This window comes from Aquabacterium sp. (assembly GCF_049317225.1).
In the GTDB taxonomy this organism is placed as follows: domain Bacteria; phylum Pseudomonadota; class Gammaproteobacteria; order Burkholderiales; family Burkholderiaceae_C; genus Aquabacterium.
The window spans coordinates 53,939-71,444 of the sequence record NZ_JBMOIR010000004.1 but is presented as its reverse complement, the minus strand read 5'-3'; the positions used below and the strand labels follow the sequence as shown (position 1 = coordinate 71,444).

Annotated in this window: 14 protein-coding genes; 11 read left to right on the top strand and 3 right to left on the bottom strand. The window is 61.9% G+C overall.

Annotation, left to right across the window (positions count from 1 at the left end):
- Positions 1–21: 21 nt before the first annotated feature.
- From minD to ACOYNB_RS04660, 7 genes are all read left to right on the top strand, one after another.
- Positions 22–837, top strand: a complete 816-nt coding sequence (gene minD, locus ACOYNB_RS04690) for a septum site-determining protein MinD (RefSeq protein ID WP_422837968.1) — start codon at positions 22–24, stop codon at positions 835–837.
- Positions 838–840: 3 nt separating this feature from the next.
- A complete protein-coding gene (gene minE, locus ACOYNB_RS04685) occupies positions 841–1,101 on the top strand; it encodes a cell division topological specificity factor MinE (protein ID WP_374255398.1) in 261 nt (86 codons plus the stop codon).
- A 143-nt stretch (positions 1,102–1,244) separates the two neighbouring features.
- A complete protein-coding gene (locus tag ACOYNB_RS04680; RefSeq protein WP_422837967.1) occupies positions 1,245–1,829 on the top strand; it encodes a TetR/AcrR family transcriptional regulator in 585 nt (194 codons plus the stop codon).
- Positions 1,826–3,226, top strand: a complete 1,401-nt coding sequence (locus ACOYNB_RS04675; RefSeq protein ID WP_422837966.1) for an efflux transporter outer membrane subunit — start codon at positions 1,826–1,828, stop codon at positions 3,224–3,226. The genes ACOYNB_RS04680 and ACOYNB_RS04675 overlap by 4 nt, the downstream gene beginning before the upstream one ends.
- 14 nt (positions 3,227–3,240) lie before the next feature.
- On the top strand, positions 3,241–4,383 hold the full coding sequence (locus ACOYNB_RS04670) for an efflux RND transporter periplasmic adaptor subunit (RefSeq protein WP_422837965.1): 1,143 nt from the start codon (positions 3,241–3,243) through the stop codon (positions 4,381–4,383).
- A gap of 10 nt (positions 4,384–4,393) precedes the next feature.
- Complete coding sequence (locus ACOYNB_RS04665; RefSeq protein ID WP_422837964.1) at positions 4,394–7,507, top strand: efflux RND transporter permease subunit; 3,114 nt, start codon at positions 4,394–4,396, stop codon at positions 7,505–7,507.
- Positions 7,508–7,583: 76 nt separating this feature from the next.
- Positions 7,584–8,354 carry a ParA family protein gene (locus tag ACOYNB_RS04660; RefSeq protein ID WP_422837963.1) on the top strand — a complete coding sequence of 257 codons (771 nt, stop codon included), beginning with the start codon at positions 7,584–7,586 and terminating at the stop codon, positions 8,352–8,354.
- Position 8,355: 1 nt separating this feature from the next.
- Here ACOYNB_RS04660 and ACOYNB_RS04655 read toward each other — a convergent pair whose 3' ends face one another.
- Both ACOYNB_RS04655 and ACOYNB_RS04650 read right to left on the bottom strand, forming a co-directional pair.
- A complete protein-coding gene (locus ACOYNB_RS04655) occupies positions 8,356–9,294 on the bottom strand; it encodes a DUF808 domain-containing protein (RefSeq protein WP_422837962.1) in 939 nt (312 codons plus the stop codon).
- 111 nt (positions 9,295–9,405) lie between these two features.
- The gene (locus ACOYNB_RS04650; RefSeq protein ID WP_422837960.1) at positions 9,406–10,287 is read right to left on the bottom strand and encodes an HDOD domain-containing protein; all 882 of its coding nucleotides are present in this window, start codon (positions 10,285–10,287) and stop codon (positions 9,406–9,408) included.
- Positions 10,288–10,438: 151 nt separating this feature from the next.
- On the opposite strand from ACOYNB_RS04650, the gene ACOYNB_RS04645 reads away from it, so the two are divergent.
- Complete coding sequence (locus ACOYNB_RS04645; RefSeq protein ID WP_422837959.1) at positions 10,439–11,431, top strand: tRNA-dihydrouridine synthase; 993 nt, start codon at positions 10,439–10,441, stop codon at positions 11,429–11,431.
- Positions 11,432–11,464: 33 nt separating this feature from the next.
- A complete protein-coding gene (gene ylqF, locus ACOYNB_RS04640) occupies positions 11,465–12,400 on the top strand; it encodes a ribosome biogenesis GTPase YlqF (protein ID WP_422837958.1) in 936 nt (311 codons plus the stop codon).
- Here ylqF and ACOYNB_RS04635 read toward each other — a convergent pair.
- Entirely contained in the window at positions 12,385–13,998 is a 1,614-nt protein-coding gene (locus ACOYNB_RS04635; protein WP_422837957.1) for a methyl-accepting chemotaxis protein, read from the bottom strand. The genes ylqF and ACOYNB_RS04635 overlap by 16 nt on opposite strands.
- Positions 13,999–14,157: 159 nt before the next feature.
- Between ACOYNB_RS04635 and ACOYNB_RS04630 the strand changes: the two genes are divergently transcribed.
- Together ACOYNB_RS04630 and ACOYNB_RS04625 are read left to right on the top strand one after the other, a co-directional pair.
- Positions 14,158–16,125 carry a 3'-5' exonuclease gene (locus ACOYNB_RS04630; protein WP_422837956.1) on the top strand — a complete coding sequence of 656 codons (1,968 nt, stop codon included), beginning with the start codon at positions 14,158–14,160 and terminating at the stop codon, positions 16,123–16,125.
- 34 nt (positions 16,126–16,159) lie between these two features.
- On the top strand, positions 16,160–17,497 hold the full coding sequence (locus ACOYNB_RS04625; RefSeq protein WP_422837955.1) for an NYN domain-containing protein: 1,338 nt from the start codon (positions 16,160–16,162) through the stop codon (positions 17,495–17,497).
- The last annotated feature ends 9 nt before the right edge of the window (positions 17,498–17,506 follow it).

The window sequence follows — 17,506 nt, the reverse complement described above, 5'->3', positions numbered from 1 at the left end:
TAACTGAAAGGACCGCCAGACATGGCCAAGATCATCGTGGTGACCTCAGGCAAAGGCGGCGTCGGCAAGACGACCACCAGCGCCAGCTTCGCTTCCGGCCTCGCCTTGCGTGGCCACAAGACTGCCGTCATCGACTTCGACGTCGGTCTGCGCAATCTGGATCTGATCATGGGTTGCGAACGCCGTGTGGTCTACGACCTGATCAACGTGATCCACGGCGAAGCCAATCTGAACCAGGCCCTCATCAAGGACAAGCAATGTGAAAACCTGTTTGTCCTGGCCGCCTCGCAAACGCGCGACAAGGAAGCCCTGACCCAAGAAGGCGTGGAACGCGTCCTCAAGGAACTCGGCGAGATGGGGTTCGAGTACATCGTGTGTGACTCGCCCGCCGGTATCGAAACCGGTGCCCTGATGGCCATGCACTTTGCCGACGAAGCCATCGTAGTGACCAACCCCGAAGTGTCGTCGGTGCGTGACTCCGACCGCATCCTGGGCATGCTCAGCAGCAAAACCAAGCGTGCCCAAGATGGCGCCGAGCCCATCAAAGAGCACCTGCTGATCACCCGCTACAACCCCAACCGCGTGGAAGGCGGCCAGATGCTGTCCCTCGACGATGTCTATGACATCCTCAAGGTCAAGCTGATCGGCGTGATCCCCGAATCGGAGACCGTGCTCAACGCGTCCAACCAGGGCGTCCCCGCCATCCACATGAAGGGGACCGACGTGGCCGAGGCCTACCAGGACGTGATCGACCGCTTCCTGGGCCAGGAAAAGCCCCTGCGCTTCGTGGAAGCTGAAAAGCCCGGTTTCTTCAAGCGCCTGTTCGGAGGCAAGTAAACCATGGGATTCCTCAACTTTTTCCTCGGCGAGAAGAAGCAGACGGCCTCGGTGGCCAAGGAACGCCTGCAACTCATCCTCGCCCACGAGCGCAACGGCCGCTCGTCCAGTCCAACCTACCTGCCTGATCTTCAGCGGGAACTGGTGGCGGTGATTTCCAAGTACGTGTCGATCAATCCCGACGACATCAAGGTCAACCTGGAGCGTCAGGATGATCTGGAGGTGCTGGAGGTCAAGATCGAACTGCCGGAAGCCAAGCGCTGAGCGCAGGCTGAGCATCCTTCGCACAAGGGGAAGCGTGGAAACACGCTTCCCCTTTGTCATTGGTCGCCCCATTCAGGCACTTGCCAAGTTTGGTTGCCCACATTTATGATTGAGTACACACTCATTTATTGATGGGAGCGCGCGTGGCCAGACCTCGCAGTGAAGACAAACGGCAAGCCTTGCTGAAGGCCGCCACCGAAACATTTGCCAGCGAGGGGTTGAGCGCCCCCACATCGCTGATTGCTCGGCGGGCAGGCGTGGCCGAAGGCACGCTGTTCCTCTATTTTCCGAACAAGGATACCTTGTTCGGGGCGGTGTTCGAGCATGTGCTGGCCGAGTTGGCAACCTGCCTGACGCTGGGCTATGACGCCACCGCATCTTTGAAAGCGCGCACTCGCCTGCTATGGGACAACTACGTCAACTGGGGTATTGAGCATCCCGCAGCCTATGCGGCGATGAACCAGTTGTCGGTCTCCGGCAAGTTGACGCCCGAACAACTGGATGCGGCCAACAAGCTCTGTGCCGATGTCGGTTATCAGCAAGAGCCCATTCACTTTGCCGGATTGAACACGGAGCAATCGACCGAATTCTCGGACGCGTTGCTGACCGCCGTCACCAACGCAACCATCGGCTACATGACCTCCCACCCCACTGCCGCAGAGGCCTACCGCGGGGCTGGATTTGAATTTCTGTGGCGAGCCATCGGCCCTGAGGAGCAGTGCTCATGACCCCGAAATCTGCCTACACAGCCGCCTTGGCACTCTGCCTCAGCGGCTGCGCCACACTCTCCAGCCAGGCTTTGCACAACGACGCGACTGAACCTGCCGCGCCATGGCAAGCGCCCTTGCCGGATCAGACACGGGGCGCCGCACTGCAAGCGTGGTGGCAAGCGCAGAACGAGCCGGAACTCACGGACCTGATCGCGGCAGCACAAAAGGTCAGCCCGGACATCGCGAGCGCACAAGTGCGAATCGCTCAGGCACAAGCACAGCAAGCACAAGCATGGGCCTCCGACCTCCCGCAGATCAACGCCACAGCCTCGACCACCCGCACTTATTCGCCAGCCCAAACCCCTGCCTTGGCACAACGTCAGGCCGGCTTGCAAATCAGTTGGGCCGTGGATCTCGCCAGTTTCCAGGGAGCCGGCCATGTGAGTGCCGCAGCCCAACTCGAAGCGGCTCAGGCCCTGTGGCATGACGCACGCACGCTGGTGGCAGCCGAAGTCGCCGACCAGTATCACAGCGTGCGCACCTGCCGACATCAGTTGCGACTGTTTGAGGCCGATGCCAGCTCACGAGAGCAATCCCGAGTCATGACCGAGCAAGCCACCCGCTTTGGGATGCGCTCGCAAATCGATCTGGCCTCCGCACAGTCGTTGGCATCAGACAGTCGCGCCAATGTCCTGCAACAACAGGCCACCTGCGAAGCCTCTGTGAAAGCACTGGTTGCTTTGACCGGATTGCCCGAGCCCGATCTGCGCACACGCCTCGACTCTGCGCAGAGCAGGGTGCCCTCGCCCACGCCCTTCGCCATCACGGCCATTCCAGCTCAAGCCTTGATGCAACGACCGGACGTCTACGTCGCCGAGCGCGACGTTCTGCAAGCCCAAGCCAACCGCTTGCAAACCCAGGCAGCCCGCCTGCCCAGGCTGAGTCTGGATGGCTTTGTCGGCCGCGCACGAGTTCAAAGTGGCAGCACAGATGTCTCCGGTCCGTCTTGGACGTTTGGTCCCATGGCGCTGACCTTGCCCCTGTTTGATGCCGGTCTGCGAGCGGCTCAGCAGCACACAGCCGACGTAGAGCTGGAAGCCGCTCAGGTACGTTTTCAGTCCAAGGTCAGGCAGGCAGTCAGGGAAGTGGAAGAGGCGCTGCTTCAACTTCACAGTGCCGAGCAGAGATGGCAAGAAGGTCAGCTCAGAAGTCAACGCGCTCACACGCAACTGGATGCCAATGCACGGCTGCTGGAGCAAGGCATGCTGAGCCAGATCGATTTCGAAGACATCCGCCGCCAGACCTGGTCAGCCGACCGCATCACCCTGGCACTCAATCTGGAACGCCACCGTGCGTGGCTCACGCTCTACCGTGCGGTTGGTGGTGGCTTCACCGCCAATCGCCCCGCTGAATGAACGAAAGCATCCCCATGCAGACTTCTCTGTTCACCAAACCTGTCGGTTCGTCCTTTCAGTGGGCCGCCCTCGCTTTGTCCTGCCTACTGGTGACACCCTCCAGTGCGCAGACCGCCCAAGCGGCCAGCAAAGCCGTGGCCAAGCCAGCTCTGACGGTCACGTTGGTATCGCCCAGCACGGAAGCCCAGCCCAGGTCCTTGCAAGCCAACGGCACCATCGCGGCGTGGCAAGAGGCCGTCATTGGGGCGGAAGTCAGCGGGCTGCGCGTGGCCGAATTGCATGCACAAGTCGGCGATCGCGTTCGCAAGGGCCAAGTGTTGGCCACGTTCGCCCGCGACACGGTCCTGAGCGATCTGCGCTTGGCTGAAGCCGCCGTGCTGGAAGCGCGCGCCAATGCCGACGAAGCCAAGGCTGACGCCACTCGGGCTCGCAACCTTCAGGGTTCAGGATCGCTCAGCGAGCAGCAGATTCAACAACTGTTGACACGCGAGCAGGCTGCTCTGGCCAAACTGACATCCACACAAGCGCAGTTGTCCATGCAGCAACTTCGCTTGAGTCAAACCACCGTCAAGGCACCCGATGACGGCATCATCTCGGCCCGTCAGGCCACCATTGGCTCAGTGCTGAACCCTGGCACCGAGATGTTCCGTCTGATTCGACAAGGACGCCTGGAATGGCGAGGCGAATTCAGCGCAGCAGAGCTGGAAGACATCCACGCGGGGCAGACGGTGCGCATCATGGCCCCCTCCGGCGTCGCCTGGCTGGGACGTGTGCGCATGACGGCTCCAACCGTCGACCCCGTGTCTCGCCGCGGGCTGGCCTATGTGGACATTCAGTCCCCGGAGGAAAAAGGCGCAACGCCCCTGCGGCCGGGCTCTTACGTGCGAGGCGATCTCACGATCGGCTCACAAGCGGGCTTGTTCGTGCCACAAAGCGCCGTGGTGGCGCGCGATGGCTTCCATCTGGTATTTGCGGTGTCAGATGGCCTGAAGGTGACACAAAAGAAAGTGCGCATCGGTCGATTGGTGGGCACACGCCAGGAAATCCTGTCGGGGATCACCGCACAGGACAAGTTGGTGGCCAGTGGTGGCGCCTTCCTGAGCGATGGTGACACCGTGCGATTGGCTTCATCGGCGCCAGCTCGCCCCACCAAGTAAGGCGCACACCATGAACCTCTCGACCTGGTCGATCAAAAACCCCATCCCGGCGGTCATGCTCTTTCTCATGTTGAGCCTGGCCGGTCTGGCTGCCTTCCATGCCATGAAGGTGCAAAACCTGCCGGACATGGACTTCCCGACCGTGACGGTCTCGGCCGCGTTGCCGGGCGCCGCCCCACCGCAACTGGAATCCGAGGTCGCACGCAAGCTGGAGAACGCCATCGCCCCCGTGCAAGGTCTCAAGACCATGCGCACCACCGTGCAGGATGGCGTGGTCAACATCACAGCCGAATTCCGGCTGGAAAAGCCCGTGCAAGAAGCCGTGGACGATGTGCGCTCAGCCGTACAAGGCGTGCGTGCCGACCTGCCAGGCGATCTGCGTGACCCCATCATCAGCAAGCTGAATGTGACCGGCACCCCCATCCTGGCCTACGCCATTCAATCGGCCAAGATGGATGAAGCAGAGCTGTCCTGGTACGTGGACAACACCTTGTCCCGCCGCCTGATGGGCGTCAAAGGTGTGGGCTCGGTGACGCGCGTGGGTGGCGTCACGCGCCAGATCAAGGTGCAACTGGACCCCGTCAAGCTGGAGGCCATCGGCGCGACAGCCGCCGACGTGTCCAACCAACTTCGTGACATTCAGACCGATGCCACGGGGGGACGTGCAGACCTGGGTCAGGGGCAGCAGCCCGTGCGCTTGATGGCCCGCGCTCGCAATGTAGAGGAACTGGCCGACATTGATCTGTCCTTGGCCAATGGCCAGCACTTCAAGCTGCGCGATGTCGCCAGCCTGCAAGACACGATTGCTGATCGCACCTCGCTCGCCATGCTGAATGGCCAACCCGTCGTGGGCTTCGAGATTGCGCGCAGCAAAGGCGCGGGTGAAGTGGACGTCGGTCGTGGCATTGAACTCGCTTTGGATCAACTCAAGAGCGAACGAGCGGATCTGGAGATCACGGAAGCTTTCAACTTCGTGCAGACCGCGGAGGAAGAATTTGAAGCGTCGATGCACATGCTCTACGAGGGCGCGATCCTCGCGGTCATCGTGGTGTGGATGTTCTTGCGCAATGGCCGCGCCACGTTGGTCTCTGCCGTGGCCCTGCCTCTGTCCATCCTGCCTGCATTCGTGGGCATGAACCTGATGGGCTTTTCTCTGAACATGATCACCTTGCTGGCCCTGTCCCTGGTGATCGGGGTGCTGGTGGACGATGCCATTGTGGAAGTGGAAAACATCGAGCGTCACCTGCACATGGGCAAGTCACCCATGCAGGCCGCGATCGAGGCCGCATCGGAAATCGGTCTGGCTGTGATCGCCACGACCTTCACACTGATTGCCGTCTTCCTGCCCACGGCCTTCATGGATGGCATCGCCGGCAAGTTCTTCAAACAGTTCGGATGGACGGCTGCCCTGTCGGTGTTTGCCTCCCTGATGGTGGCTCGCCTGTTGACCCCCATGATGGCGGCGTACATCATGAAGCCCAACAAACACCCGCATCGGGATCCATTCTGGATGCCCGCTTATTTGCGCGTCAGCCGATGGGCCTTGCATCATCGATGGCTCACACTCGGCATGGCCGGTGCGTTTTTTGTGGGTTCACTGATGCTGATTCCCTTGCTGCCGCAAGGTTTCATCCCCCCGGACGACAACTCCCAAACGCAGGTGTTTCTCGAGTTACCTCCCGGCTCCACCATTGAAGCCACACGCCAGTCGGCTGAGGAGGCCCGTCAACGCCTGCAGCATGTGTCACACATTCGCAGCATCTACACGACGATCGGTGGAGGGGCCGCGGGCAGCGACCCCATGGTGGCCGGCACAGGCAGTGACGTCCGCATGGCCACGCTGACGATCCTGATGGATCCGCGCTCCGAGCGCCCTACCAAGCAAATCGTCGAAGCCGACATCCGCACGGCCATGGCCGATCTGGTCGGGGTTCGCAGCAAGGTCGGCTTGGGTGGCTCAGGGGAGAAGTACCAGCTGGTCCTCACTGGTGACGATCCGCAAGCTCTCATCGAATCCTCCGATGCGGTCCTCAAAGACCTGCGCAAGATTCCTGGCTTGGGCAACATCGCGTCCACCGCGAGCCTGATCCGCAATGAAGTCGTGCTGCGCACAGACTTTGCCAAAGCCGCCGACCTCGGTGTCACCGGCAAAGCCATTGCTGACACGCTGCGCGTGGCCACCGTGGGCGATTACGACCAACTGGTCTCCAAGCTGAACCTGGAGCAGCGTCAGCTTCCCATCGTGGTCACGCTCAAGGATGACATCCGCAAGGACCTTGGTCAGCTGGGTCGGTTGGCCGTGCCTGGCACCAAGGGCCCTGTGATGCTCAGTCAGGTGGTCTCGGTGGACCAAGGCGGTGGGCCTGCTCGACTGGACCGACTCAATCGCTCGCGCAGCGTCAGCATCGAAGTCGAACTGTCGGGGACGCCTTTGGGTGAACTGACCGAGGCGGTCGCCAAAATGCCCTCCATCCAAAGCCTTCCTCCCGGCGTCCGTCAAATCACGCAAGGTGACGAGGAGATGATGGAAGAGTTGTTCATGGGATTCGGCATGGCGATGCTCACGGGCATTCTGGCCATCTATGTGGTGCTGGTCTTGCTGTTCAAGGACTTCATTCAGCCGTTCACCATCCTGGCGGCCTTGCCACTGTCTCTGGGTGGTGCATTTGTGGCGCTGTTGATTGCAGGCAAGAGCTTCTCGCTGTCGTCGCTCATCGGCTTGATCATGCTGATGGGCATTGCCACCAAAAATTCGATCCTGCTGGTGGAGTACGCCATCGAGGCACGGCGAGGACACCCTGGGCCCGATGGATTGCCCACAACAGCCCCCATGAATCGCTTTGACGCACTCATCGATGCAGGACACAAGCGAGCCCGTCCCGTGGTGATGACCACTCTGGCCATGGGTGCCGGCATGCTGCCGATTGCGCTGGGATGGGGCAACGCGGACCCCACCTTCCGCAGCCCCATGGCAGTGACCGTGATTGGGGGGTTGATCACCTCCACGATCCTGAGTCTGGTGGTCATCCCTGCTGTCTACACCATGCTGGACGATCTGGAAGGCGTAACCAAGCGCCTTCTGCGTCGCAGATCAGCGCCTGCGGCGGCCAACGCTGACACCTGATCAAGGGCCCGTGACGCAGAATAGCCTTGCTGCAGTGCACAATGCACACCATCAGTCCGTTGTGAGGAAGCCGGTCATGCGTTACGTTGTGTTCAATCAGAAGGGTGGCGTGGGCAAGTCGACCATCACCTGCAATCTGGCCGCCATCAGTGCCGCGCAAGGCCTGAAGACACTGGTGGTGGACCTGGATCCACAAGGCAATTCGACGCACTATCTGCTGGGTGGCCCACAAGAAGACGCGGATGTCAGTGCCGCCGAGTTTTTCGACCAAACTCTGAAATTCAGCGCACGCCCCAAGGGCCCGGAGGACTACGTCATCCAGACGCCCTGGGAGGGTCTGGATCTGATGCCCTCGCACCCCAGCCTGGAAGAGCTGCACGGCAAGCTGGAGTCGCGCTACAAAATCTACAAGCTGCGCGATGCCCTCAGCGATCTGGCCGAAACCTACGACCGCATTTACATCGACACGCCGCCAGCCCTGAACTTCTACACGCGCTCGGCACTGATCGCCGCGCAGGGGTGCCTGATCCCGTTTGACTGTGACGACTTTTCACGGCGCGCTTTGTACGCCTTGATGGAAAACGTACAGGAAATTCAGGCGGATCACAATGACGAACTGGCCATCTCGGGCATCGTCGTCAACCAGTTTCAGCCACGCGCAAGCCTGCCTCAGCGTTTGGTGCAGGAGCTCATTGATGAAGGTCTGCCTGTGCTGCAACCTTATTTGAGCGCCTCGGTGAAGATCAAAGAATCACACCAGCAGTCGCGTCCGATGATCCACCTGGATGCACGCCACAAGCTCACACAAGAGTTGGTGGCCCTGCACGACGCATTGCAAGCGGCCTGAGTCACCCTCCGCGCAAGCGCCCCCACATGCGCTGCGCGATGGTCACGACCGCCAGCGTCACCGCACCCACCACCACGCCGCCGAGGCCTTCGGCCAACAACGGTGCCACCGACGACAGCACCGGGCCCAGCACCGGCACACTCGCCAGCCCATGCTCCACCGCGTGCATCAGCGCATGTGCGCCGGGCAGGCCATGCAACACAATGCCGCCCCCGACCAGGAACATCGCGGCCGTCCCGACCACCGACAACACTTTCATCAGCTTGGGCGCAGCGGCCAGCAACAGCCCGCCAATGGCTTGGGACACCTTCCCGCCGCGCTGCTGCAGGTACAGTCCCACATCGTCCATCTTGACAATGGCGGCCACCAGCCCATAGACCCCCGCTGTGACCAACAAGGCCACGCCCCCCACCACCAGCAATTGCTGGCTGAACGGGGCATCGGCCACAGTCCCCAGGCTGATGGCCACGATCTCAGCAGACAGGATGAAGTCAGTGCGCACAGCACCCTTGATCTTGTCTTGCTCAAACGCCACCAGATCGACCGCTTCATCGGTCAAGGCTTGGGTCAGTTCTGCGTGGTGGGCCTCGTCTTCTTCATGGCTGTGCAGCAAAGGATGCGCGAGTTTCTCGACCCCTTCAAAGCACAGATAGGCGCCCCCCAACATCAGCAACGGTGTCACGGCCACCGGAGCCAAAGCGCTGATGGCCAACGCCGCCGGCACCAGGATGACCTTGTTCAGCACCGACCCTTTGGCCACTGCCCACACCACAGGCAACTCCCGCTCGGCACGAATGCCGCACACCTGCTGAGCGTTCAGCGCCAAGTCGTCGCCCAACACCCCTGCGGTCTTGCGTGCGGCGATTTTGGACATGGCCGCCACGTCATCGAGCATCAAGGTGATGTCATCAAGCAGTATCAACAGGCTGGAGCCGGCCATGGTGTATCAATCTCTGTATCCATCGAACAATGAAAAACGCGGACAGCTTGGCTGCCCGCGTTGGCATCTTACCGGAGGGGGGCGACCTTCCTAATGAAGGTCGACGCGCCATCAAACGTTGTCGAGAATCTCGCGCAACTCGTCTTCCCATGTCAGCAACTCAGACATGGGTGTATCCAGCCAGTTCATCGCGGCTTCGCCGTATTTGTCCCAGTCAGCGTCCTGATCCACGCCTTCGTGACGACGCACGATGAATTCAGCCAGCAAGCCCATCGCAATGAGGTTATGGGCATCGGACGAAATTCTGCTCTCGCCCAGCGCATCCAGATCGTGGTGCAAGCGAATGGCAGCCACCACCGTGGGCGACAGTCGCCACACACGGGCCACCAAGCCACCCACGACGGCATGATCCGTTTTGTGGTTGACGTTTTCGGTGGCGACATAAGAGCGATCAATGCGGGCATTCGCCTCCACCATGGTGGAGGTGTAGCCGCGTATGCTTTGCACCATCACCGCCAAGCCCACGTGGCAAAACAATCCGAACGTATGCGCCACGTCGGTTGAAATGCCGGGCAACTTGCGGGCCATGAAGGCCATGCTCGCCGCACGCTTGGCAGCACGCTCCCAGAAACGCTTGAGCAATTGACTGCTCACAGGAATGGCTTGCTCGGCCAGGAAGCCGGTCAGCACGGCGGCCGTTTGCTCCAGGCCGAGGCGATTCATGGCCTGCCCAATGGTCTGCACAGGCTGGCCGGCTGCGTACAAAGGACTGTTCGCACTGCGCAGCAAGGTGGCCGACATGGCCACATCGCTGGCAGCGATGCGCGCCACCTCATTCAGATCGGGCTCAGGATCAGCCATCACCTTCTGGAGGCGAGTCAGCAACTCCGGGCAAGGCGGGATGATGATGTGGGACAGGGGCCCACTTTTACGTGCTCGGTCCAGTTCCAGCAGAATAGCGTCCGTGCACGTGGTGTCAATGGCGGTCGTCATGGTTCAAAAGAGAGGGAACTGTCAGGACTCTATCGGCAGTTGTCTGGACAACTGAAGCAGTCTGGCATCGATTGTCGCGCTCAATCATCACGGGTGAAAGACCCGCCTTGTGGCAGACCGCACACCTTCTTGATCAACTTTCAAAACCGACATGGCCATCTTGCTCGCCCCCATGGAAGGGCTGCTGGATTTTGCATTACGAGATGTATTGACACGCGTGGGAGGCATCTCACACTGCGTGTCCGAGTTCATCCGAATCACCGACACCGTGCTCCCGGAGCGGGCATTCAAACGCATCGTGCCCGAGTTGCACCACGGCAGCCGCACGCCGGCGGGGGTGCCCGTGCGGTCACAGCTGTTGGGGTCGGACCCAGCCTGTCTGGCCGACAACGCGGCCAAGCTGGCCACCTTGGACCCGGCGGGCATTGACCTCAATTTCGGCTGCCCGGCCAAGGTGGTGAACCGCCACGGCGGGGGCGCCGCCCTGCTGCAAGAGCCCGAGCTGATCCACCGCATCGTGCACGCCGTGCGGCAGGCTGTGCCGGCGCACATCCCGGTGTCGGCCAAGATGCGCCTAGGCTTTGACGACGATGCCCAAGCCGAAGACTGTGCCCACGCGATTGCATCCGGTGGCGCCAGCGAACTGGTCGTGCATGCCCGCACCAAAGCCCACGGCTATCGCCCACCGGCCTATTGGGATCGCATTGCCGACATCCGCGAGGTGGTGAGCATCCCCGTGGTGGCCAATGGCGAGGTCTGGTCTGTCGAAGACGCCCGCCGCTGCATGGCCGAATCCGGCTGCACCGACCTGATGCTCGGGCGTGGCATCGTGTCCGACCCGGGGCTGGCGCTCGCCATCCTGATCGACCAGGGTCATGCCCCCGCCCAGCAGGCCCCCGAGTGGGTCGACCTGCAACCCCTGCTGTGGCACTTCTGGTCGCTGATCCTGACCCGCATCGAACCACGCGCCCGGCATGGCCGCATGAAACAATGGTTGCATTACCTGAGACGGCGTTATCCTCAGGCGGAAGACGCCTATCTGGCCCTGCGCACGATCAATGACTCGCGAGTGATGGAAGCCTGGATGCGCGAGCACCTCGCCACGCCCCCTGCCCACCCGGCGGCCACCTTGATGGCCGCTTGAACTGTTCTGTTTAGAGAGAGAAAGCCCTCACCGATGGCCATTCAATGGTTCCCCGGTCACATGAATGTGACCAAAAAAGCCATCAGCGACCGCATGAAGGAAATCGACGTGGTGATCGAGTTGCTCGACGCCCGTCTGCCCGGCTCCAGCGCCAATCCCATGCTGGCGCAACTGACTGGCACCCGTCGCAAACTGAAGATCCTCAACAAGCAGGACCTGGCCGACCCGGTACGCACCGAAGCTTGGCTGAACTGGTACAACGCCCAGGAAGGCACCCGCGCCATCGCCCTCGACGCCAGCGACAAAGCCCCGGCCCAGCGCCTCATTCAGGCTTGCCGGGACTTGGTTCCCAACCGTGGCGGCATGGACAAGCCCGTGCGCGTGCTGATATGCGGCGTACCCAACGTGGGCAAGTCCACCTTGATGAACACCCTCGTGGGCAAAAAAGCTGCCAAAACCGGGGATGAAGCCGGCATCACGCGCATTGAGCAACGCATCAACCTGGCCAGCGATTTCTACCTGTTCGACACCCCCGGCATGCTGTGGCCCAAGATTTCGGTCGAGCGCAGCGGCTACCACCTGGCGGCCAGTGGCGCTGTGGGCCGCAACGCGTACGACGAAGAAGAAGTGGCGCTGGAACTGCTGCGCAGCCTCAAAGGCCCCTACCCCGGCCTGCTGGCCGCCCGCTACAAATTGGACGATGTGGCGACAATCCCGACCCAGCACGACGACGAACTGCTGGAGCTGATCGCCCGCAAACGCGGCGCGGTGATGAGCGGGGGCCGCGTCAACCTGACGAAGGCCGCCGAGATCGTGCTCAACGACTATCGCAGCGCCGTGTTGGGCCGCATCACGCTGGAGACCCCGGAAGAATTCGAGGTCTGGTGGGCGGAAGGCGAAGCCCTCGAAGCCGAGCGTCAGCGCAAGAAGGCACTGCGCAAGAAAAAGTCCAATCAGGACGAGGTGTGAGTCAGCTGCGGCGTGTCATCCAGCTCGAAGACGCTGATGGCCGCCACCAACTCACTGGCTTGCGCACGCAGGCGTGCTGCCGTTGACGCATTCTCTTGCACCAATCCCGCATTCTTTTGCGTGGTGACGTCAATGTGGGCTACCGCCTCGACCACCTGGGTCAGCCCCGCGGTCTGCTCGTGACTGGCTGTGCTGATCCCGTCGACCAGCGCGGTGACCTGCTCCACCGCCTGCACCACTTTCGACATGGTGTCGCCAGCGATCCCGACCAGCTCGGCGCCATGCCCCACTTGTTCCAGACTGCTGGCAATGAGCGTGCGAATCTCACCGGCGGCCGCCAATGAGCGCCCCGCCAGTTGTCGGACTTCATTGGCCACCACAGCAAAGCCGCGCCCGTTCTCACCAGCGCGGGCCGCTTCCACCGCGGCATTGAGGGCCAGCAAATTGGTCTGAAAGGCAATCCCGTCGATGACACCAATGATGTCCCGCACCTTGCCGGACGACTGACGAATACCGTGCATGGTGCTCACCACCTGCCCCACGACTTTCCCGCCTTCCAGCGCCACCTGTGCGGCTTCTCGTGCGCGTTCATTGGCGACATGAGCGTTGTCCGCGTTTTGTCGGACGGTGCAGCCCAACTGCTGCATCGAGGCTGCTGTCTGCTCCAAAGCGGCAGCTTGCTGCTCGGTCCGTGAGCTGAGGTCTTCATTGGCCGTCACGATGCCCGCTGACGTCGCATCCACCTCTTCCACACCGTGTCGAACCTTGATGACCAGATCCCGCAACTCGTCCTGCATCTGGCCCAGTGCGTTCAGCATGATGCCGATTTCATCTTGCGTCTTGGGCAAGAACTGATGCCGCAAATCGCCCTTGGCAATCCGTTGCGCCACAACCGAGGCCACCTGGATGGGCCGCAGCACGCTGCGATAAATGATCCAGTTGAAGGTCACCAGTGCCAGGCCCAGCAACACGCAAAAACCAATCGCCATCCATCTGAGCAATGCCGTTCGGCTGTCCACTTGATCCAAGGTGGCATCCATGTTGAACACTTCGCCCTGAACAAATCGATCCACACTGTCTTGCAGCGCCTCACTGGCCTTGTCAAAAGCGGGCATCGACTGGTTCCCACCCGCCGGCCCTTCCGCCACGTATCGCCTGGCCATGGTCACCCCGGCATCGTAGTAGGCATCAAACCGGGTGCGCAAATCGCGCAGTTCGTTCAAGCCATCGCTTTGCTGACGTGACTGATACCACTGCGCAAAGTGGTTCAATCCGGCCAGGAAGGCCGCGCGATGTGCCTCGGCCTCCTTAAATCCGTCATCCAGCCCATCCTGCCCGCGGGTTGCCGACACATCCGACAAGAACTGCTGCACCTGGACGATGTCCCGCTGCATGTCTTTGGCCAACAGCGCAAACTCTGCATCCACCGCCCTGGCATCATGCGCAGCTTTTTCAATGCTACCGAGTTGCAGGTTCAGCCACACGCCAAACGCCACAAACATCAAGAGGGGTACGACCGCATTGCAGATCAGCTTGCCCCCAATCGTCAAAAACGGCACCACGACCGGTTTGAGCGCCACATCGCTGGAAGCGGACATCACAATCTCTCCCTAGGTCTGTCAAGGACCTTCCGCGCAGCACTTTGTTGAACTGCTTTTTTGCCGCGCGTTAGACACACTTCGGCTTGTCGTTCAAAAAATTAAGTCCACAATCACCCTCGGTAACCGCCCATCCTGGCCGGAAGCCTGACTGTTGAGATGAGCGCGACCACTTTCTTGCCTTTGGGCATCACCCCCACCCCTGAACAATTGGCCATCCAACTGGGGCGGCACAAGCGCGTCATTGTCGAAGCCAATGCCGGGGCGGCCAAAACAACCTCCCTGGCCCTGCGGCTCGCGCAAGCCCTCACCCGAGGCGCCGATCCCGACCGCTTGCTGGTGCTGACGTATACCGAGGCAGCGGTCACGGCCATGCAACAGGCTTTGGCGCGCATTGGCGTGGCTGCCAGCGTGCGGCGCCGCCTGAAGGTGCGTACCTTTGACGACTTCTGTCGCGCCCGCCTGCAACACATCGAAGGTGGCAACCTGGTGCACTACACGCACCCTGAGCAGCTCAAGCCCTACGTGCTGCAAGCCATCGAGCGGGTGATGAGCAATGCCGACGAACGCCATCCCGACGAATTCGCCGTGGAAGGCAGCGGCGAGGCCATGGTCGAAGGGCTGCTGGCCAGCTTCACCCACCTCAAAGGCACCCTGCAGTGGGCCATGGAGGCCGGCGATCAAGTGCTGACCCCTTCTCTGGCCGCCGAGCTGGGCCGCGACTACCTGACCCTGCGCACCTTCTGGGCCTACGAGCAACTGCGCCGGGGCGGCCACCCCGATCACCCGGTGTTTCGGGCGCCCCACGACGCCACGTACGACCTGGCCAGCCTGCTGCTGGACGAAGACGCCTTTGTCGATCTGCCCCCGCCTTTGGCCATGGGTCTGCATCTGGTGCTGCTCGACGAGATGCACGACACCAACCGGGCCATGTTCACCGTGCTGCGCCACCTGCTGGCCCAGAACCCGCAAACCGCCTTCATCGGCGTGGGGGACCGGGATCAGGTGATTCACGCGCTGGCGGGTGCCGATGCCCAATTCATGGGTGACACCTTCGAACGGGCAATCGGCCCCGTCGAACGCCTGCCCCTGACCGCGTCCTGGCGCTTCGGCGCCGATCTGGCTCAGGCCGTCGGGCAACTGGCACACAAGTCCTACCAGTCGCTCAGCCCGCTGCGCACCGCCGTGGAGGTTCATGCCTTTGAGCACGACAAGGAAGCACACCGCCACATCGTGTCGACCATCCGTGATCGGGTGGGGCTGTCCGATGGCGCGTCACGGTCGAGTCTGGCCATCCTGCTGCGCCAGCCTCACCAATCGGTGGCCCTGGAAAACCACTTGCTGGACCACGGGGTGGACTACCGCACACAGGGTTTTGACACCTACCTGATGCGTCCCGAAGTGCTGCTGGTGCGCGGCATCATTGCCTGCGCCCACAACACCTTCGACCAAGTTGAACGCCCGGAAACCCGTGCAGGCATCTTGCGAGCCCTGCTGATGTTTGCGGCCTCGTTCGTCGAGACCGAGGCCGACTCGAAGGAAGACCGCTTCAAAGCCGAGCAAGAAGCCATCGAGCAGGTCGTGCAGTCACCGGCACTCATCCATTACTTCATGGACAACCAGGTGCTGCGCAATGCGCGCGGCGGCGCCCGTCGCCACATCGAAGCGGCTTTGAACGTGGCCCACACCGAGGCCACCGACATCCTGATGGACCGCTTTGTGCGTGCCCTGGCCCCACGCGAGCTGGCAGCACGCGTGATGGTGCTCGCCGACGACGTGGCGCAGGTCGATGCCAACATCCAAGGCCTGATCGCCTCGGCTGCCACGTACGACCACGTGCCCTCTTTCTTCCGCGCCATGAACGAGCGGGAGATGCGCCAGCAGCACATGCGCGACAAGGACTGCATCATCCTGTCCAGCATCGAAGCGGCCAAGGGGCTGGAGTTTGATCACGTCATCCTGCCGCGCATGAACCGGGGAGAATTCGCCATTGGTGGCAATACCCCCGACAATCGCAATCTGCTTTATGTGGCCATGACCCGGGCACGGCAACAACTCACCTTCCTGTGTGACCGCCAGCGCCCCAGTCATTACCTCGTGGACCTCGGCCTGCTGCCCGCACGCTGAGCGCCCACACCGGCCCCCCTACAGAAAGAATCCCATGGCACAGCCACAAGATCACATCAGCATGGCCCTCTTCTGCGACTTCGAGAACGTCGCATTGGGCGTGCGCGATGCCAACTACGAAAAGTTCGACATCAAGAAGGTGCTGGAGCGCCTGCTGCTCAAGGGCAGCATCGTCGTCAAGAAGGCCTATTGCGACTGGGAACGCTACAAGGGCTTCAAGGCGGCCATGCACGAGGCCAACTTCGAGCTGATCGAAATCCCGCACGTGCGCCAGTCAGGCAAGAACTCGGCCGACATCCGTCTGGTGGTGGATGCGCTGGACCTCTGCTACACCAAGAGCCACGTCAACACCTTCGTCATCATCTCGGGTGACTCGGACTTTTCTCCCCTGGTGTCCAAGCTGCGCGAAAACGCCAAGTACGTGATTGGCGTGGGCGTCAAGCAGTCCACCTCGGACCTGTTGATTGCCAACTGCGACGAATTCATCTTCTACGACGACCTGGTGCGGGACAGCCAGCGCCAGCGCCGTGACAACCGCGACCAGCCTCAGCCACGCCGCACGCCGGAAGAAGAAGCCCGACGCAAGGCCGAGCTGGATGCACGCCGCACCAAGGCCGTGGAAATGGCCGCCGAAACCTACGAAGCCCTGGTCACCGACCGCGACGAGGGCGGCAAGATCTGGGCCTCGGTGCTCAAGGAAGCCATCAAGCGCCGCAACCCGGGCTTCAACGAAAACTATTACGGCTTCCGCACCTTTGGCAACCTGCTGGAAGAGGCCAAGGCACGCGGTCTGCTGGAATTTGGTCGCGACGAAAAGTCCAGCGCCTATGTGTTCCGCGGCACGGGCATCCCAACCCCACCCGCGCCGTCAACGGTCGGCGCCCCCAGTGGCCTTGCTGCCGAATCGAGCACCCCGTCGGACCGCGTGGTGGAGATGAACCGCACCGAGGTCGAGCCACAGGAAGCCAGTCCGACCACGCCCGCCGCACCAGAAGGTCGAGAACGTCGGGGACAGCGGGGCCGGGGTCGAGGTCGCCACGAGCGCCGCACCGAGGCCACCGAACCAGCGACGGCCTCGACCGACGTCGCGCCCTCCCCCGAGGCCTTGCCCATCGACAATACCGTCGTGGCGGCCCCCACGGCAGCAGACACACCCCGCCCACGCCGTCGCAATGCCAGTGACCGACAACCAAAGTCGGCCCCCGTCAGTGCAGCCGCCATGGAAGTCAGCCAGGCCATGCCCGAACCTGTGACCCCAACGGGTGACGCTGCCCCATCAGCAGAGGCGAAGGCCCCCCCGCGCCCTCGCCGCACGCGTGCACCGGCAGCCAAAAAGAGCAGCAAGAAGGCCACTGCCCCGGCAGCCGAATAACTGCCGCCA